Origin of the sequence: Bradyrhizobium sp. AZCC 2230 (assembly GCF_036924495.1) — a bacterium.
GTDB lineage: Bacteria > Pseudomonadota > Alphaproteobacteria > Rhizobiales > Xanthobacteraceae > Bradyrhizobium > Bradyrhizobium rifense.
Genome location: NZ_JAZHRS010000001.1, coordinates 6209432 through 6226777, shown reverse-complemented (window position 1 = coordinate 6226777; position 17346 = coordinate 6209432). Strand labels below are relative to the sequence as shown.

The window sequence follows — 17346 nt, the reverse complement described above, 5'->3', positions numbered from 1 at the left end:
GGACTGCGTAATGGCGACGATCGCCCCGGGGGCGCGCATGGCCAGCGCCCCGCGGACCTATCCGCCGCGCGCCGCTGTCGTCAGCTGGATCTTCTTCGATTGGGCCGCGCAGCCCTATTTCACGCTGATCACGACCTTCGTGTTCGCGCCTTATTTCGCCACCAGCATCGCGCCGGATCCTGCCACGGGTCAGTCGCTCTGGGGTTTTGCGATGGCAGCAGCTGGCATGGCGATCGCGCTGTTGTCACCCGTGCTTGGTGCCATCGCGGATGCCTCGGGCCGCCGCAAGCCATGGATCGCCGCGTTCGGTGCACTGCTGGTTGTAGCCTCCTGTGCATTGTGGATCGGCAAGCCCGGCGATCACGCCATCATTCCACCGCTGCTCACCGCGGTCGCGCTTGCGAGCGTCGGCGCGGAATTTGCTACGGTCTTCAACAATGCGATGATGCCGACCCTGGTGCCGCCGGAGCGCATCGGCCGTCTCTCCGGCACCGGCTGGGCCACGGGTTATATCGGCGGCATCGTCAGCCTGATCATCGTGCTCGGCTTCCTCGCCGCCAATCCAGAGACCGGCCACACGCTGCTCGGTTTCACGCCGCTGTTCGGGCTCGATCCGGCCACGCATGAGGGTGATCGTGCTGCGGGACCGCTGACCGGGCTTTGGTTCATCATCTTCGTGACGCCGATGTTCTTGTTCACGCCGGATTATCCGGCGAAGCGTCCGGTTCGCGAGGCGCTGCATGAAGGCCTGGCGGATCTGAAGCGATCGCTGAAGGATTTGCCGCAGCAGAAATCGCTCGCGGCGTTTCTGCTCGCCAACATGATCTACACGGACGGCCTGGTGTCGCTGTTCGCGTTCGGCGGCATCTATGCCGCAGGCACCTTCGGCTGGCACACGATCCAGATCGGCACGTTTGGGATCATCCTCGCCATCGCCGGCACCTTCGGTGCTTGGCTCGGCGGCAAGCTCGACGACTTTCTTGGCCCGAAGCGCGTCATCGCCGGCAGCATGCTGATCCTGTTGCTCGCGGTTGCCGCGATCCTGCTCGTCGACAAGGACAGCGTGCTGTTCGTCAAGGTCGCGCCGCCTCAGCCGGGTGCAGCCATGTTCTCAAGTGCTGCCGAACGCGCCTATGTGATCCTGGGCTGCCTGATCGGCGCGGCCGGCGGCCCGCTTCAGGCGGCTTCGCGCACGCTGCTGATCCGCCTCGCGCCAAAGGACCGCATCGCGCAGTACTTTGGCTTGTTCGCGCTGACCGGGAAGGTGACGTCCTTCATCGGACCGCTGCTGATCGGCGTGATCACCGCGGCAACCGCGAGCCAGAAGGCCGGCATGGCCGTGCTGGTGGTGTTTTTCGTCACAGGGTTCGCGCTGCTGATGCGGGTGCGGGAGTAGCCCGCAATTCACCGTCATTCCGGGGCGCGCGAAGCCCGAGCCCGGAATCTATCGTGCAGCAGATCGTGCGGAGGAATGGATTCCGGGTTCGCGCCAAGTGGCGCGCCCCGGAATGACGGCCAGATCAGTGCCTGAAATGCCGCGTGCCGGTGAACACCATGGCGATGCCGTGCTCGTCGGCGGCCTTGATCACCTCGTCATCGCGCATCGAACCGCCGGGCTGCACCACGGCGGTGGCGCCAGCCTCGATGCAGGCGAGCATGCCGTCCGCGAACGGGAAGAATGCATCCGACGCCACGACCGAACCCTTGGTCAGTGGCTCGGCGAGCTTCAGCTCGTTGGCCGCATCCTGCGCCTTGCGTGCCGCGATCCGGGCTGAATCCACGCGGCTCATCTGGCCTGCGCCGATGCCGACGGTGGCGAGATCCTTGGCGTAGATGATGGTGTTCGACTTGACGTGCTTTGCGACCCGGAATGCGAATTTGAGGTCGCGCATCTCGGCATCGGTCGGTGCACGCTTGGTCACGACCTTGAAGGTCATGTCGTCGACAACAGCGTTGTCGCGGCTCTGCACCAGCAGACCGCCCGCTACGGTCTTTGCGGTGAGACCAGCTGTGCGCGGATCGGGCAGGCTGCCGGCGAGCAACAGACGAAGGTTCTTGCGTGCGCCGATGATCGCGATCGCTTCCTCGCTGGCGTCGGGCGCGATGATCACCTCGGTGAAGATCTTCGTGATCTCGCGAGCGGTGTCGGCGTCGAGCGCACGGTTCATCGCGATGATGCCGCCGAAGGCCGAGGTGGAATCGCAGGCCAGCGCCTTGCGATAGGCGTCGACGAGGTTCGCACCTTCGGCGACGCCGCAGGGATTGGCGTGCTTGACGATGACGCAGGCCGCGGTGCGCTTGGTGTCGAACTCACCGATGCACTCATAGGCCGCATCGGTGTCGTTGATGTTGTTGTAGGAGAGCTCCTTGCCCTGCAGCTGCCGCGCGGTCGAGACCCCGGGCCGCTTGTCGGGCGTCGCGTAGAACGCGGCGGTCTGGTGCGGGTTCTCGCCGTAGCGCAGCGACTGAATCAGCTTGCCGCCGAAGGCGCGGAAGTCAGGCGCGTCAATCTCGAGCTGGCGGTTGAACCAGTTCGAGATCGCGGCGTCATAAGCCGCGGTGCGCGCATAAGCCTTTGCGGCAAGTCGCCGGCGCAGCTTCAATGTGGTCGCGCCCTTGTTGGCGGCGAGCTCGTCGAGCACGGCCTTGTAGTCGTCGGCCTCGACCACGACGGCCACGTCGTCATGGTTCTTCGCGGCGGCGCGGATCATCGCGGGGCCACCGATGTCGATGTTCTCGATGCAATCCTCGAAGCCTGCGCCTTTGTCGACGGTCGCCTCGAACGGATAGAGGTTGACGACGAGCAGGTCGATCGGCGCGATGCCATGCGCCTTCATCGCCTCGGCGTGCTCCTTGTTGTCGCGGATCGCGAGCAGGCCGCCATGCACCTTCGGATGCAGCGTCTTGACGCGGCCGTCCATCATCTCGGGGAAGCCGGTGAGGTCGGAGACGTCTTTCACCTTGAGGCCGGCGGCGGCGATCGCTTTCGCGGTGCCGCCGGTCGAGACCAGCTCGACATCATGCGCGGCAAGCGCCTTGGCGAACTCGATCAGGCCGGTTTTGTCGGAGACGGAAAGCAGGGCGCGGGTGACGCGGCGGGGGTGGTCAGTCATGAGCAAGATCCTCTGTCTTAAGGAGTGTCTATGCCCAGGCGCGCGGCGGATATGTCTCGCGCTTCCCGATGGTGCTCCATCCAAGGTCGCCAGTCGCGCGAACGAGCGCTCGATAGCAGTTTTCGAGGCCCTTCACAACGACCAGATGGGGCCGAATCGCAGCTCTTTACAGCGGAAGTTCCGGCTCGCGCCGGGCGTTGCGGCGGGCATTGGTCACCGCCGGCGAGGCGGTCGAACGCACAAAACTCCAGCGGATCGAGGGCGCCTGGCGGGCATCCTGGCGGATCACGATCTGCGCAGTGCGGCGGGGGCCGTCATTGCCGGCCAGGAACACGCTGTCCTCGAGGTCGACCTTGTCGTCGAGGGCTTCGAAGGTCCAGACGTCGCGATTCGGCAGCACCAGCATGACGCCGCGGGCGTCCGACAGCCGGCTCGCCTTCACCGCGGGATGCAGGTGGAAGCGCAGCGCGAAATCGGCGTCGGCGCCCTTGAGGCGCGCGCCTTGCGGCGGCGACAGCATATCCTCGCCATCGATCCGCGCGCCGTCATTGGCGACCATAAGCACGCGGCGATGGATCACGCCGAACTTGGCGAGATAGCCGTCATGCGAGGCCGTGAGCAGCGTGCCGTCCTGCACGATTTCGCGATAGCTCTCCACCTCATGGGGGCCGCTGGTGATCGGGGCGCCGTGCAGCAGCCGCTTCATCGCCGACATCTCGACGAACTGGCAGGACGACGTCTCGTGATAGGTCAGCGTCGAATGCGCCGCGGTGCCGCGCGCGAAGGGCCGCCAATTGTCGCGGCCCGTGGTCGGCATGCCGCAATTGGTCACGATGCGGCTGATGCCGGAGGACAGCTCGAACGACAGGCAGCCGGCATGTGCGTCGTGGCTGACGCCGGGCGCCGGCGGCGGGCCGGTGTCGATGATCAGCGTGGTCGGGCCGGCATCGAGGCGCTGGAAGCCGGTGTGCGGCATGTTCGCCATCGGCGCGCCATGGGCGTCGTCGTAGGCGAGTAGCGTGGCGAGCAGATCCGACGGCGTCGCGCTCATGCCGTTGAATAGCGCGAAATTGCCGTCGCCGTGCCGGAAGAAGCGCAGCATCGGCATCATGCGGTCGATCGCATTGAGCAGCGCCGGCGGCGGCGCGATGTTGCGCGCGGCAAAAGTCTGCCGCAGCGGCAACAGGTCGATCAGCAGCTCGGTCAGCGCGCCCGGGTTGCGCGAGATGTGGCCGCCGTCGGGGAGAATCTGCCGCTGCAATTCGTCGGAGAGCTTTTTCGAGGCGCTGCGGATGTGACGGGCCTGGTTGGCGAGGCAGAGCGTCGTATAGCACAGCGCGATCTGCACCTGGAGTTTCGGCACCCCGTCCGGGATGTTGACCATGGTGAAGCGCAGGAAGCGGATTTCGCGTGCGAGCGCGCGCAAGTAACGGCGGTAGAATTTGTTGTCGGTGTCGTTGAGCACCAGCGGTGCCTGCGACAACAGCGAGATCACGCGCCGCGCCAGCACGTCGGCGCGGCGGGCGACGGGCCGGCGCTTGTTGGCGGGGTTGCTGATCCAGTCCTCGACCAGCGCGCGCGCATTGGCCCGGGTCAGCGCGGTGTCGGCAGCGCGCAAGTGCCGCAGCCAGCCGAAGCCGAGCAGCGCGACCTCCCAATCCTCCGAGGGCGGATCGAGGTCGAAGATCGAGCGGCCGTGGCAATTGACGATCTTGCCGGCGAAGACGAAGCGCCCCGCATAGATCTCGGCGGCGCGTGTGGCATCCGCGGTGCGCAGGTCGTGCGGCGCGATGATCAGCCGATCGGTCCGGCCCGGCCAGACCCGCGACAGCGCAACGGAGCCGCCGCTCGCGCGCGCGAGCATGTTCCGCGCGAAGCGGTTCATCACCAGCGTCGAGATACGTCTGCGTTGAGCGACCGACACGCCTTGCCTTGAAGGGGGAGGAGGATTCCGACGAATCCTTATTAATCCCAAAATCGGACCGCGGACACCACCTTGAATGGCCCCGAATCAGTCCAGCGGTAGCAAAATCCGGTGCAAAATCAGGATTTAACGAGCCGGGCCGCGAAAAATCCGTCGAGCCCGCCGAGCTTCGGGTCGGCGTGCGGCAGGTGGCTCGGCAGGGTCCGGAGATCGCCCTCAGTGGTGATGATCTCGCTGAGCCCGAAGACCTCGCTGGCCTCGATCGGCACGCGGCGAAGCGCAGGCTCTGCAGCCAGCAGCGAGGCGACGGCCTGCTCGCCTTCTTCGGGTTCCAGCGAACAGGTGCAGTAGACCAGCATACCGCCGGGCTTGAGCAGCGAGACGGATTTGCGCAGCAGCCGCTGCTGGAGAACGGTCATCGCAGCGACGTCGGATTCCTGGCGCAGCCAGGCGACATCCGGGTGCCGGCGGATCGTCCCGGTCGAGGTGCAGGGCGCGTCGATCAGGACTCCATCGAGGCCATCCGCCAGGCCCGCCCATTCCACGGCGTCGGCGACGACAGTCTCGGCCTGGAGCGACAGACGGTTGAGGTTTTCGCGCAGGCGCGCCACCCGGGCCGGCGAGCGGTCGATCGCTGTGACATGCGCGCCGGCCTGCGCCAGCTGCGCGGTCTTGCCGCCGGGCGCAGCACAGAGATCGGCAATGGATTTACCTTTGATGTCACCGAACAGTCGGACCGGCAACGCGGCCGCGGCGTCCTGCACCCACCATTGTCCTTCGGTGAAGCCGGGCAGCATCGTCACGGCGCCGTGCAGCACCGTGCGGACCGATCCGGTCGGCAGCACTTCGCCGTGCAGCCGGCTCGCCCACTGCTCGGCATCCGACTTCACGGTCAGATCCAGCGAAGGTTCGTGACCAAGGGCGAGCGCCATGTCCCGCGCTGTCGCCTCGCCGTAATGCGCGCTCCAGCGCGCCATCAGCCAGGGCGGCAAGTCCAGCGATTGCGTGGCAACCTCTTCGACCAGCGCCTGGCCCTCGCGCGCGCAGCGGCGCAGCACGGCGTTGACGAGGCCGGCATAGCGAGCCGCACGCCGGTCGGATTGCACCAGGCGGACGGAGAGATCGACCGCGGCGTGATCGGGCACGTCCATCCAGAGGATCTGGGCGGCGCCGATCAGGAGCGCGCTCTGCGCGCGCGGTGCGTCGGAGGGAATGCCTTTGTCGAGCAGGCGCGACAGCACATGGCCGAGCGTGCCGAGGCGGCGAAGGATGGTTGCGACCAGCCGCCGCATCAGCGCGCGGTCACGGTCGGCGAGCGTCTTCAGTCCGGGATGGGCGCCGGAGCCGTCGAGCTGGTCATCGAGCGTACGGTGCTTGTGCAGGACGCCGTCGACGATGTCGGCAGCAATCCGCCGCGCCGCGAGACCGGGCACTTCGGACGGAGGGGCAAAACGTTGAGATGGCATGCGGAAGTAAGGTTCTGAGCGAGCGGCAGTTCCGCCAATATGGGCGCATGCCTTAAGAACACCAGCTGTGGCATGCGAATATGCCAAATGTAAGAATGGCCTCTGGCGATTTCAGCCCTTCGCGGCCATTTCAGCAATGCGCAATTGGACGTCGCGCCACCTTCGATCCTGCGCTAGGACCCCGACGATGAGTGACCAGCCTCCCGTTCCCGATCGCAAGCCCCTGCCGCCGGCGGCACAACGCGCGCTGGCCGAAGCCGAGGAACGTCGGCGAGCCGCAGCAGCGCACAGCGAGGCCGCGCCGAAAGAATTGCAGGGCCCGAAGGGGCCCGAGCCTACGCGCTATGGCGATTGGGAGCGTAAAGGGATCGCCTCGGATTTCTGAGGCTCGGGCTTTTCAAGCTCTCTTGTCGACCCGGCCGACTCAGCCCTAGCGTGCGCGGATGTCGCGCTTCGACCCCGGTCATCCATATCGCCCGTCTTACAGCGGCTCGCCATTCGGCCGCCGCTTCTCCGGACTGTTGCCGTGGATGTTCGTCGTCGCTGTCGTCGTGGCGGTCGTGCTCACGTTTAGGCACGGGACGAACTGGCCGTTGCCGCACACGGCTGATGATCAATCGCGGGACGCCGAGATCATTCTGCAGCAGTCCGGCAATCCCGACAGCCGCCTCCCGATCGACGTCATCCGCACCATCGACGGCGACACCTTTCTTGCGCGCGTGCATCAACGCGACGGGCGCGATCTTGTCGCGCGGGTTCGTTTGCGCGGCATCGATGCGCCCGAGATGAAGGCATCCTGTCAGGACGAGCTGGACAGGGCGGAAGCCGCCACCGGGGCGTTGCGCAATCTGCTCGGCCAGGGCGGCGTCACCATCTACAATCTCGGCTCGGAGAAATACGGGCGCGTTCTCGCCGATGTCGCGACCAGACGGACCGCCAACGTCTCGGCGGCGATGCTCGCGGGCGGTTTCGCGCGCAGCTACAATGGCGGTCATCGCGACGGCTGGTGCGTGCGGGGCCGGCGTTTCTGGTAACAAAAAAGCTGCGTCGAAACGCGGCTCTTTCAATCTCCGTTTTGATTGCGGCGATCAGCGCGCCACGACCACCGTCGTGCCGACGGAGACGCGGCTGTAGAGATCGGTGATGTCGTCGTTGAGCATGCGGATGCAGCCGTAGGAGACGAAGCCGCCGACCGAGCCCGGCACGTTGGTGCCGTGGATGGCATATTCACCGCCGGCCAGTGTCATCGCCGCAACGCCCATCGGGTTGTGCGGCGAACCGCCCGGGATGACGTCGGGAAGCTGCGGCTTGTCGCGCTTCACCTCGGCAGGCGGCGACCAGGCCGGATTGCGGTACTTGCCGTCGATGCGGGTGGTGCCGGCCCACTGTTTGCCGGACTTGCCGACGCCGACCGGATAGCGCACGGCGTGGCCGTCATCGAGGATGAGATAGAGCCGCCGCTCGCTGGTTTTGACCAGGATGGTGCCGGGCGAATAGTTGGCGACGTGCGTCCCCACCATTTCCGGCCGCGCCTCGGCCGCCGTCGACATCAAGACCCCTGCCCCGATGGTGGCGGCCAGCGCCAGTGCAATCTTCATCGACATCAATTTTCCCCTTGCCCCGAACGGATCGTCCAAATTCACGCAAAACCGGCAATTTGCCCGCCTCGCCCAAACATTCTTAACCGCGCCTGTTAACCGGATGGTTTCCACGCGCGGCCGCCAAGGGCCAGCCAGCAGGGGGAACAAAGGAAATGTTCGAAATAAAGTAAATGACTTGAAAACAACACTCGGCGGCAAAGATGCGGGTATGGGCGCGTGCGCCCTGACAAGTGTGTGAGGGTGTGTGAACGGAGGTTGTTTCAGGCGACGTTGGCGCGAAAGGCGGTCTCGTGTCCCGGACGCGGCGCGGCGCCATAAGCGCGTTCACGCGCGTCTTCGACGCGCTATGGTGCTGCGACGCAGAGCCGGGACCCAGCTCTTTCTTCTACGTGGATGGATGGGCCCCGGCTCTGCAGCGCACCGCTGAAGTGGCGCTGCGCTGCGTCCGGGGCACGAGAATGCTCTTACGCCGACTTCTTGTTCTGCCGGTTCTTCACGAGATCGTCGACCACGGCGGGATCGGCCAAGGTCGAGGTGTCGCCGAGGCTGCTCGGCTCGTCCTCGGCGATCTTGCGCAGGATGCGGCGCATGATCTTGCCGGAGCGGGTCTTGGGCAGGCCGGGCGAGAACTGGATCTGGTCAGGCGCAGCGATCGGGCCGATTTCCTTGCGCACCCAGGTGACGAGTTCCTTGCGCAGTTCGTCGCTCGGCTCGACGCCGGCCATCAGCGTCACATAAGCATAGATGCCCTGGCCCTTGATGTCGTGCGGGTAACCGACCACGGCGGCCTCCGACACCTTCTCATGTGCAACGAGAGCGCTCTCGACTTCCGCTGTGCCCATGCGATGACCGGAGACGTTGATGACGTCGTCGACGCGGCCGGTGATCCAGTAATAGCCGTCGGCGTCGCGCCGGCAGCCATCGCCGGTGAAGTATTTGCCCTTGTAGGTCGAGAAATAGGTCTGCTCGAAGCGGGCGTGATCGCCATAGACCGTGCGCATCTGGCCCGGCCATGAGCGGGTCAGGCAGAGATTGCCTGATGTCTCACCCTCCAGCACCTTGCCGTCGGCATCGACGATCTCAGGCACCACGCCGAAGAACGGCTGCGTCGCTGAGCCCGGCTTGAGTTTGGTCGCGCCCGGCAGCGGTGTGATCAGGATGCCGCCGGTCTCGGTCTGCCACCAGGTGTCGACGATCGGGCAGCGATCGTCGCCGACGACGCGGTAATACCACTCCCAGGCTTCCGGATTGATGGGCTCGCCGACCGAGCCGAGCAGGCGCAGGCTCGCGCGCGAAGTCTTCTTCACGGGCTCGTCGCCCGACTGCATCAGCGCGCGGATCGCGGTCGGTGCAGTGTAGAAGATGTTGACCTTGTGCTTGTCGATGACGTTCCAGAATCGCGAATTATCCGGGTAATTCGGCACGCCTTCGAACATCAGCGAGGTCGCGCCGTTGGCGAGCGGCCCGTAGAGAATGTAGCTGTGGCCGGTGACCCAGCCGACGTCGGCGGTGCACCAGTAGATGTCGCCGTCGTGATAGTCGAAGACGTATTGATGCGTCATCGACGCGAATACGAGATAGCCGCCCGAGGTGTGCAGCACACCCTTGGGCTGGCCGGTCGAGCCCGAGGTGTAGAGGATGAACAGCGGATCCTCGGCGTGCATGTGCTCGGCCGGGCATTCGGTCGTCACCATCGCCGCCGCCTCGTGATACCAGAGGTCGCGCGTCGGGTTCATGTCGATCTTGCCGCCGGTGCGCTTGACGACAACGACCCAGTCGACGCCGTCGGCCTTGGCGAGCGCCGCGTCGACATTGGCCTTGAGCGGTACCTTCTTGCCGCCGCGCAGGCCTTCGTCCGCGGTGATGATGACCTTGGACTGGCAATCGTTGATGCGCTGGGCGAGCGAATCCGGCGAGAAACCGGCGAACACCACGGAGTGAATCGCGCCGATCCGCGCGCAGGCCAGCATCGCGTAGGCCGCTTCCGGGATCATCGGCAGATAGATGGTGACGCGGTCGCCCTTCTTGACGTTGCGGGTGCGCAGGATGTTGGCCATCCGGCAAACCTCGTCGTGCAGCTCCTTGTAGGTGATGTGCTTGGACTGCGAGGGATCGTCGCCTTCCCAGATGATCGCGGTCTGGTTGCCGCGCTTGGCGAGATGGCGGTCGATGCAGTTATGCGCGACGTTGAGGATGCCGTCCTCGAACCATTTGATCGAGATGTTGCCGGGCGCGAAGGAGACGTTCTCGATCTTGGTGGGGGCGTGCATCCAGTCGATGCGCTTGGCCTGCTCGGCCCAGAAGGCGTTCGGGTCCGCGATCGAGCGGGCGTACATGTCCTTGTACTTGGCCTGGTCGACCCAGGCCCGTTTTGCCCATTCCGCGGGGACGTCGTAAATCTTCTCGGACATGTTTCCCTCCACATACGGCAAGCCAAACGCTGGCGATGCGCAAGCCGACTTGATCGTTGAACCGATTATGCGTCGAGCTAACCGGACCCGACAAGGAGCACAAGCTGGACCTTCGGTGAGCGGCCGGCGATGCGGAAAATCAAGCCGCAAAGGCCGGCTGTCGCAAATCTGAAACAGGCCGGGCAGAGGTTTTCGGCCCTTTACCCAAATCTCCGGAAGAGGCCTGCGCAGGGCGCCCATGCGTCGCAGGCGGTATTTAGGAACCGCTTTTCACTGATTCGGGACTCGCAATGCGGTTCGGAACACCCTAAGTGGCTAACCCGGGTCCCAAGAGACCTTCCAAGCGACCCTTGGAACAATAATCAGAACAGCGGCATTGAACGGTAACAAACAGGGTCAAGGCATAAGACTATGATGGATCAGCAGAATCTCGGGACGATGCGGCCCGCTTCGGCCGATCCTGCTGCCATTGCGCTGGCCAAAGCCCTCGGACAATGGCCGAAACCGGCCGGTTCCACCCGTCCCAGCCCCAAAAAGGTGTTCGATTCGGCGCCCGCGGTGACGGTCGAGGCGCTTGCCAAGGAACTGGGCCTGCGGCTCGGCGACCAGAATGAACTGACCATCCGGCGCATCAAGCGCGGCAAGGGCTATTCCTTCGTCCGTCCCAACGGCGCGCATGTCCGCGACGCCCGCACCATCCGCCGGCTGCACGCCATGGCGGTGCCGCCGGCCTATCGCCAGGTGCGTTACTCGGCCGATCCGAGCACGCATCTCCAGGCAGTGGGACGCGACGCCGCGGGCCGGCTGCAATATCGCTATCACGCCGACTGGGAGAAGGTCCGCGAGCACCGCAAGGCGCATCGCCTGGAAAAACTCGTCGGCGCGCTGCCCAAAATCCGGCGCAAGGTCTCGGCGTTCCTGTCGGGCGACGAGCCGACGCGCGAATTCGCGCTGTCGGCGGTGATCGAGCTGATCGCGCGCACCGCGATCCGTCCCGGCAATGAATCCTACGCCCGCCTCAACGGCACCCGCGGCGCGACCACGATGCTGAAGTCGAACGTCACGCTCGAGGACGATTGCTTCGTGCTGACCTTCAAGGCGAAGGGCGGCAAGGCCGTGCGCAAGGAGTGCGACGCGGCCAAGCTGGTGCGCGCCATCGGCATCCTCAACGGCGTTCCCGGCAAGCGCATGTTCCAGTATCGCGATGCCTACGGCATCGTGCGCGCGGTCAGCACCACGCAGGTGAATGCGTTCCTGCGCGAGATCGCCGGCATCAAGATTTCGCTGAAGGACTTTCGCACGCTGATGGCCTCGGCCGTCGTTGTGGAATCGCTGTCGCGGATTACGCCGGCGACCAGCCAGCGCGGCCGCAAGAAGCAGGTGCTGGACGCGATCCGCGCCGCGGCCGACAAGCTCTCCAACACGCCTGCGATCTGCCGCAAGAGCTATGTCCACGACACCATCGTCACCGCCTTCGAAGACGGCATTTTGGAGCGCTTCGCCGCGACCATGAAGGGTCAGCGCTCGCAGGCGAGGCGTGAGCAGCTTCTGCAGCAGGTCGTCGCGACCGCGGCGGTTTAAGCGGCGGTGCCGTAGAGTGGGCAAAGGCGCGCTTGCGCCGTGCCCACCATTCTTCACACATTGATGATAGGCAGCGTGGGCACGCTACGCTTTGCCCACCCTACGAGAGCTACATATTGTCCGAGATACCCTTATCAGGACCGGGATCGCGGCCAGCGGCTGCGTTCGTGAGTCGCGCCAGATAATGCGCCCACCCTTTCGCGTGCGCTGCCACCTGCTCCTCCGTCGGCAGCCCGCTATGGGTCATGCGTAGCAGCGTTCCGCCGTCGCGTTCGATCAGGTCGATCTCGATCAGGCTCGACCCGGGCGGCACTTCCTGGCCGCCATCCCAGCCGAACGTGTAGGCCAGACGATGCACCGGCACGACTTCACGGAAGGCGCCCCGGGCGACGCTGCCACGTGGGCCGATTCCCTTGAGCAGATAGAGTCCGCCAGGATGCGGCTCGGTGGTCGCATCCGAGCCCATCCAGCTCAGGATTTTCTCAGGGTCGGTCAAATAGGCGAAGACGGTGGCGCGCGGGGCTGCGATCTGGGTCTCGCGTCGCAATACGAACGGCTCGGTCATCGGCGATCATCCCTGGGCTAGAGCCTCGTTCCGAAGGAGTCGGAACGAGGCTTTAGCTTCTTGTTTTGACGCGTTTTCTTGACGCGAACCGGCATCCACTTCGCTTGAAAACGCTCTGCCACTGGCACATGGCGGTGCCAAAGCAGCCCGTCAAGGATTGCCCGTGACAAAGCCGGTCCTCTTTCGCCATCATCGGATCATGCAACTCTCTCCGACCCTTGCCTGGCTTGTCGATGCCGCTTCGGAGTGTCCCGGGGCCGATCGCCTGCTTGCGGAACTCGGCGCGCATCTGCGCGCCGATGGTGTGCCGCTTGCGGCAGGCAGCCTGACGCTTGAGGTGCCGCACCCGCTGATCGCGAAGCGGACATGGCTGTGGCGTGCCGAAAGCGGCGCGGTGATCGAGGCGCTCGGCTTTGCGCCAGGCGGACTGGCGCCCGATTTGCCCAACGATGCCGGCCGCCGCTGGCTGCGCGACATCGCGGGCGGCGAAGTGCATGAAGATGTTGTCGGGCGGCGCGATGGGCCACTGCTCGGCTGGATCGGGTCGCGTCCGTTCGTGCCCGGCGAGATCGAGCAATTGCGCCAGGCCGCGCGTTTTGCCGCGACACCGCTCGCCGTGCTCGCCGCACGCGCCACGTTGCGGGCGACGCTGGAGGCCTATCTCGGCAAGCGCAGCGCCGAACGGGTGCTGGCGGCGCCGTTGCGGCGCGACCTCGGCGAGACCATTCAGGCTGCGCTGCTCTATGCAGATCTGCGCGGCTTCACCACCTTGTCGGAAGCCCACCCGCCGGCCGATGTCATCGCCGCGCTGGATGCCTGGTTCGATCGCATTGCCGGTGCCGTTCACGCCTTCGGCGGCGAAGTGCTCAAATTCATCGGCGACGGCGTGCTCGCGATCTTTCCGGTGGTCGAGGCATCACCGCGCCGCGCGTGCGAGGCCGCTCTGCGTGCGGCAGGCGCGGCCGAAGCCGGGATGGCGTATCTCAACGCGGAGCGCAGCACTCAAGGGTTGCCGCCGCTCGCGTTCGGTGCCGCACTTCATCTCGGCGAGATGCTCTGGGGCAATATCGGCGCCGCCAATCGGCTGGACTTCACGGCGATCGGTCCCGCCGTCAATCTTGCCAGCCGGCTCGAAGGCTTGTGCAAGCCACTCGGCAAGACCGTGCTGGTGTCGGGGGCACTTGCCGCCGAGACGGACATGCCGCTTATTGCGCTCGGACTGCACAAGCTGCGCGGCATCGCTTCGCCTTGCGAGGTGCTTACGCTGCCGGAGATACAAGGGCTACGGCACTGACTACATCCCGCCCATCTTGCAAACCAGCTTCCATTCCTCGGCCATGACCGGTTGCACCGACAGGCGCGAATATTTCACCAGCGCCATGTCGGCGAGTTTTTTCTCGGCCTTGATCGCGGCCATCGTCACCGGAGTCTTCAAGGGCTTGTCGGCTTTGATGTCGACGCAGACGAACTTTTCGGTCTTGTCGGTCGGATCCGGATAGGCCTCCTTGATAACCTCCGCGATGCCGACGATCTCCTTGCCCTCGTTGGAATGATAGAAGAACGCCTTGTCGCCCTTCTTCATGTTCACGAGATTGATGCGTGCCGTGAAATTGCGCACGCCGGTCCAGGCCTCGCCCTTGGCGCCCTTCGCGACCTGCTGGTCCCAGGACCACACCGATGGTTCGGATTTCACCAGCCAGTACGCCATGTTCATTCCTCTGCCTTGAAGGGGCGCGTCAATAGCCCCGAGATCGCGGCGTCGATCGTGCTCTTGCCGGTCAGGATCGCCGCGACCGCCTCTGATACCGGCATCTCGATATTTTGCGAAGCCGCGAGTTCGATCAGCACCGGCGCAGTGAACTCGCCCTCGGCAAGCTTGCCGGCGGGCGGCTGCTCGCCGCGTCCGAGCGCGAGGCCGAGCGCAAAATTGCGCGACTGTGGGCTCGAGCAGGTCAAGATCAAATCGCCGAGGCCTGACAGGCCAACGACCGTCTCACTGCGCGCGCCGAGCGCGCGGCCCAGGCGTGTCAGCTCGGCAAAGCCGCGGGTCGTGAGCGCGGCCTGGGCGGAGGCGCCGAGCTTGCGTCCGACCGCGATGCCGACCGCGATCGCCAGCACGTTCTTGGCCGCGCCGCCGATCTCGACGCCGCGGATATCGGTGGAGTGATAGGGCCGGAACGTCGGCGAACCGAGGGCCTGCACGAGGGCGCTCGCGAGTGCATCATCCTTCGCCGCCAGCGTCACCGCCGTCGGCAGGCCGCGCGCCACGTCGTCGGCAAAACTGGGGCCCGACAGGATCGCGGGCTGCGCATGCGGCGCGGCTTCCGCGATCACGTCGGTCATGAATTTGTGGGTGCCGTGCTCGATGCCCTTGGCACAGGCGATGACCGGCACAGCCTTCGTAACGTGCGAGGCCAGCATGTTGACCGCGCCGCGCAGATGCTGCGCAGGTGTTGCGATCAGCAGCATGTCGGCACGCGCGGCGAGCGACAGCTCGCTCGTCACCACGATCTCCGGCACGAGCCGCACGCCCGGCAGTCGCGGATTGTCACGGGTCGATGCGATCCGCGCGGCATGTTCGGCGTTGCGCGCCCACAGCGTCACGTTCCGTCCAGCGCGTGCGGCCACCGTCGCCAGCGCCGTACCCCAGGCACCCGCGCCGATCACAGCGACGGACTGGAACGCGGCCATTAGTATCCCGCCCGCGTCTTGCCGTAGCCTGCCGGCGCGGTGGCGTTGGCGTCGAGCAGCCAGCGCGCGCGGGGCTGCGCCTCCATCGTATCGGTGATGCCGAGCGCGAGGCGTTCGGCGCCGGCCCAGGCGATCATCGCGCCATTGTCGGTGCAGAGCGCGGGCGGCGGCATGATCAGCTGCGTCTGGGCTTCCCCGGCGACGTCAAACAGTGCGCCGCGGATCGCCTGATTGGCGGCGACACCGCCGGCCGCGACCAGTGCACGCGGCGCGCCGAATTGTTCGCGGAAAATTCTCAGGCCGACGTTCAACCGGTCGGCCGTCGAATCCAACACCGCGGCCTGAAAGCTCGCGCAGAGATCGTTGACGTCCTGCGGCGTGATTTCAGCCAGCCGGCTCGCTTCGGTGCGAACCGCCGTCTTCAGTCCCGACAGGGAGAAATTGGCATCGGGACGTCCCTGCATCGGCCGCGGGAAAGCGAAGCGCGCCGCATCGCCGTTCGCGGCCGCGCGTTCGACCTGCGGGCCGCCTGGATAGGGCAGGCCCAGCATCTTCGCGACCTTGTCGAAGGCCTCGCCGATCGCGTCGTCGACGGTGGTGCCAAGCCGCACATATTGGCCGACGCCGGTGACCGCGACGATCTGGGTGTGGCCGCCGGAGGCGAGGAACAGACAATAGGGAAATTCTACGCCGTCGGTCAGCCGCGGCGTCAGCGCATGGGCCTCGAGATGGTTGACCGCGACCAGCGGTGTGTCATGCACCATCGCAATCGCCTTCGCGGTGGTGAGCCCGACGATGACGCCGCCGATCAGGCCCGGGCCCGCGGCTGCCGCGACGCCGTCGAGCTGGGCGTAGTCGATGCCGGCCTCGTGCATGGCACGGTCGATGATGCCGTCGAGCACGTCGACATGAGCGCGCGCCGCGATCTCCGGCACGACGCCGCCGAAGCGGGCATGCTCCTCGACCTGCGACCGCACGATGTTGGACAAAATCTTGCCGCTCCCGTCAGGCGCGCGCTCGATCACGGCCGCCGCGGTCTCGTCGCAGGTGGTCTCGATGCCCAGCACCAGCATTGGCGAATTGTTATCCAATTTGCGCCCTTGCGCTCATCCGTAAAGCAGAGTTCTGGTAACGCGGTAGCATTCCGGGGTCGGCTTGCGCAATCGTCACGCGCCGCCATCCCTTGAATGCATCACCGCCACGTGGTCCGGGAACACAAGCGATGTCCATTCTTGTCACACGGCCGCATCCCGACAATGAGGCGACGGCGGGAAATCTGCGCGCGCGGGGACATGTGGTGTTGCTCGCGCCGGTGCTCAAGTTCGAGCCGGTCGCTTTCCATGACGAGAGTGAGGCGGGCTATAGCGCCATCATCGTGACATCGGCCAACGCGATCCGCGCCGTCGCGCCGCAATTGCGGGACCTTGACCTAAAGAACCTCGGCCTGCTGGAGCTGCCGCTGTTCGCGGTCGGCGAGCACACGGCTGCCGTGGCGCGCGAAGTCGGCTTCGCGGATGTGATCGTCGCGGGCGACGATGCCGCTTCCTTGCGCGACAAGGTGATGCAGAGCGCGCGCGCCAAGGTGCTGAAGAAAAAGAGTACGCTGCTTTATCTCGCGGGCGCCGACCTGTCGCGGGATCTCGGCGGCGAGCTGGGCGCGGAAGGGTTTAGCGTGGTCACTCAGACGACCTACCGTATGGTCCCGGTCAAGATTCTCCCGCGCGACGTCTGCGACGGTTTTGCCGAGCATGGCATCGAGGCGGTGCTGCATTACTCCCGGCGCAGTGCGCGGGCCTTCCTGGACGCGGCCCGGGACGAAGGCGTCGAAATCTCGGCGCTGGCGATCCCGCAATGCTGCCTGTCCGAGACGGTCGCCAGCGTGCTGCGTGATGCCGGAGCATCGCAGGTCCTGGTGGCCGCGACCCCGGACGAAAATGCCCTGTTTGACGCCTTGGAGCGTGCTTTGCGGACCCGTTTGGCGTAAGAGGACGGGC

Annotated in this window: 15 protein-coding genes and 1 riboswitch; of the genes, 6 read left to right on the top strand and 9 right to left on the bottom strand. The window is 65.7% G+C overall.

All coding sequences use genetic code 11. From position 1 onward, the window contains the following. Window positions 1-10 precede the first annotated feature (10 nt). Window positions 11-1396 (top strand): MFS transporter, encoded by a 1386-nt coding sequence (locus tag V1280_RS29845; protein ID WP_334532704.1) that lies wholly within the window; start codon window positions 11-13, stop codon window positions 1394-1396. Between the two features lie 124 nt (window positions 1397-1520). Here V1280_RS29845 and purH read toward each other — a convergent pair whose 3' ends face one another. The 3 genes from purH to V1280_RS29830 form a co-directional block, all read right to left on the bottom strand. Next, entirely contained in the window at window positions 1521-3113 is a 1593-nt protein-coding gene (gene purH / locus V1280_RS29840) for a bifunctional phosphoribosylaminoimidazolecarboxamide formyltransferase/IMP cyclohydrolase (protein WP_334532701.1), read from the bottom strand. Between the two features lie 25 nt (window positions 3114-3138). Beyond that, window positions 3139-3220: riboswitch (ZMP/ZTP riboswitch) on the bottom strand. Between the two features lie 59 nt (window positions 3221-3279). Further along, a complete protein-coding gene (locus tag V1280_RS29835; RefSeq protein WP_334538455.1) occupies window positions 3280-4998 on the bottom strand; it encodes a heparinase II/III family protein in 1719 nt (572 codons plus the stop codon). Window positions 4999-5156: 158 nt separating this feature from the next. Then, window positions 5157-6503, bottom strand: a complete 1347-nt coding sequence (locus V1280_RS29830) for an RsmB/NOP family class I SAM-dependent RNA methyltransferase (protein ID WP_334532698.1) — start codon at window positions 6501-6503, stop codon at window positions 5157-5159. A gap of 187 nt (window positions 6504-6690) precedes the next feature. On the opposite strand from V1280_RS29830, the gene V1280_RS29825 reads away from it, so the two are divergent. Both V1280_RS29825 and V1280_RS29820 read left to right on the top strand, forming a co-directional pair. Then, window positions 6691-6888: a DUF1674 domain-containing protein gene (locus V1280_RS29825; protein WP_334532695.1), complete on the top strand. Its 198-nt coding sequence runs from the start codon at window positions 6691-6693 to the stop codon at window positions 6886-6888. Window positions 6889-6946: 58 nt separating this feature from the next. Beyond that, window positions 6947-7537: a thermonuclease family protein gene (locus V1280_RS29820; protein WP_334532692.1), complete on the top strand. Its 591-nt coding sequence runs from the start codon at window positions 6947-6949 to the stop codon at window positions 7535-7537. Window positions 7538-7591: 54 nt separating this feature from the next. Here the strand turns inward: V1280_RS29820 and V1280_RS29815 are convergent, their stop codons facing one another. Further along, on the bottom strand, window positions 7592-8107 hold the full coding sequence (locus V1280_RS29815) for a L,D-transpeptidase (protein WP_334532689.1): 516 nt from the start codon (window positions 8105-8107) through the stop codon (window positions 7592-7594). Window positions 8108-8568: 461 nt separating this feature from the next. Further along, window positions 8569-10515, bottom strand: coding sequence for an acetate--CoA ligase (acs, locus tag V1280_RS29810; RefSeq protein WP_334532686.1), 1947 nt, complete (start codon window positions 10513-10515; stop codon window positions 8569-8571). Window positions 10516-10926: 411 nt separating this feature from the next. On the opposite strand from acs, the gene V1280_RS29805 reads away from it, so the two are divergent. Beyond that, on the top strand, window positions 10927-12096 hold the full coding sequence (locus V1280_RS29805; RefSeq protein ID WP_334532684.1) for a DNA topoisomerase IB: 1170 nt from the start codon (window positions 10927-10929) through the stop codon (window positions 12094-12096). 109 nt (window positions 12097-12205) lie between these two features. Here the strand turns inward: V1280_RS29805 and V1280_RS29800 are convergent, their stop codons facing one another. After that, the gene (locus V1280_RS29800; protein ID WP_334532681.1) at window positions 12206-12661 is read right to left on the bottom strand and encodes an SRPBCC family protein; all 456 of its coding nucleotides are present in this window, start codon (window positions 12659-12661) and stop codon (window positions 12206-12208) included. A 199-nt stretch (window positions 12662-12860) separates the two neighbouring features. Between V1280_RS29800 and V1280_RS29795 the strand changes: the two genes are divergently transcribed. Beyond that, complete coding sequence (locus V1280_RS29795) at window positions 12861-13955, top strand: adenylate/guanylate cyclase domain-containing protein (protein WP_334538454.1); 1095 nt, start codon at window positions 12861-12863, stop codon at window positions 13953-13955. Here the strand turns inward: V1280_RS29795 and V1280_RS29790 are convergent, their stop codons facing one another. From V1280_RS29790 to tsaD, 3 genes are read right to left on the bottom strand one after another with little or no spacing between them, the layout of a single operon-like run. Beyond that, entirely contained in the window at window positions 13956-14369 is a 414-nt protein-coding gene (locus tag V1280_RS29790) for an EVE domain-containing protein (protein WP_334532678.1), read from the bottom strand. Window positions 14370-14371: 2 nt separating this feature from the next. Beyond that, the gene (locus tag V1280_RS29785; RefSeq protein WP_334532675.1) at window positions 14372-15352 is read right to left on the bottom strand and encodes an NAD(P)H-dependent glycerol-3-phosphate dehydrogenase; all 981 of its coding nucleotides are present in this window, start codon (window positions 15350-15352) and stop codon (window positions 14372-14374) included. Next, on the bottom strand, window positions 15352-16425 hold the full coding sequence (gene tsaD, locus V1280_RS29780; protein WP_334538453.1) for a tRNA (adenosine(37)-N6)-threonylcarbamoyltransferase complex transferase subunit TsaD: 1074 nt from the start codon (window positions 16423-16425) through the stop codon (window positions 15352-15354). Before tsaD ends, V1280_RS29785 begins: the two co-directional genes overlap by 1 nt. A gap of 149 nt (window positions 16426-16574) precedes the next feature. Between tsaD and V1280_RS29775 the strand changes: the two genes are divergently transcribed. Further along, window positions 16575-17336, top strand: coding sequence for a uroporphyrinogen-III synthase (locus tag V1280_RS29775; RefSeq protein ID WP_334538452.1), 762 nt, complete (start codon window positions 16575-16577; stop codon window positions 17334-17336). The last annotated feature ends 10 nt before the right edge of the window (window positions 17337-17346 follow it).

Coding starts and splice junctions, on each gene's coding strand:
- V1280_RS29845 (WP_334532704.1), top strand. CDS start 11: ATGGCGACGATCGCCCCGGGGGCGCGCATGGCCAGCGCCCCGCGGACC.
- purH (WP_334532701.1), bottom strand. CDS start 3,113: ATGACTGACCACCCCCGCCGCGTCACCCGCGCCCTGCTTTCCGTCTCC.
- V1280_RS29835 (WP_334538455.1), bottom strand. CDS start 4,998: ATGAACCGCTTCGCGCGGAACATGCTCGCGCGCGCGAGCGGCGGCTCC.
- V1280_RS29830 (WP_334532698.1), bottom strand. CDS start 6,503: ATGCCATCTCAACGTTTTGCCCCTCCGTCCGAAGTGCCCGGTCTCGCG.
- V1280_RS29825 (WP_334532695.1), top strand. CDS start 6,691: ATGAGTGACCAGCCTCCCGTTCCCGATCGCAAGCCCCTGCCGCCGGCG.
- V1280_RS29820 (WP_334532692.1), top strand. CDS start 6,947: ATGTCGCGCTTCGACCCCGGTCATCCATATCGCCCGTCTTACAGCGGC.
- V1280_RS29815 (WP_334532689.1), bottom strand. CDS start 8,107: ATGTCGATGAAGATTGCACTGGCGCTGGCCGCCACCATCGGGGCAGGG.
- acs (WP_334532686.1), bottom strand. CDS start 10,515: ATGTCCGAGAAGATTTACGACGTCCCCGCGGAATGGGCAAAACGGGCC.
- V1280_RS29805 (WP_334532684.1), top strand. CDS start 10,927: ATGATGGATCAGCAGAATCTCGGGACGATGCGGCCCGCTTCGGCCGAT.
- V1280_RS29800 (WP_334532681.1), bottom strand. CDS start 12,661: ATGACCGAGCCGTTCGTATTGCGACGCGAGACCCAGATCGCAGCCCCG.
- V1280_RS29795 (WP_334538454.1), top strand. CDS start 12,861: ATGCAACTCTCTCCGACCCTTGCCTGGCTTGTCGATGCCGCTTCGGAG.
- V1280_RS29790 (WP_334532678.1), bottom strand. CDS start 14,369: ATGGCGTACTGGCTGGTGAAATCCGAACCATCGGTGTGGTCCTGGGAC.
- V1280_RS29785 (WP_334532675.1), bottom strand. CDS start 15,352: ATGGCCGCGTTCCAGTCCGTCGCTGTGATCGGCGCGGGTGCCTGGGGT.
- tsaD (WP_334538453.1), bottom strand. CDS start 16,425: ATGCTGGTGCTGGGCATCGAGACCACCTGCGACGAGACCGCGGCGGCC.
- V1280_RS29775 (WP_334538452.1), top strand. CDS start 16,575: ATGTCCATTCTTGTCACACGGCCGCATCCCGACAATGAGGCGACGGCG.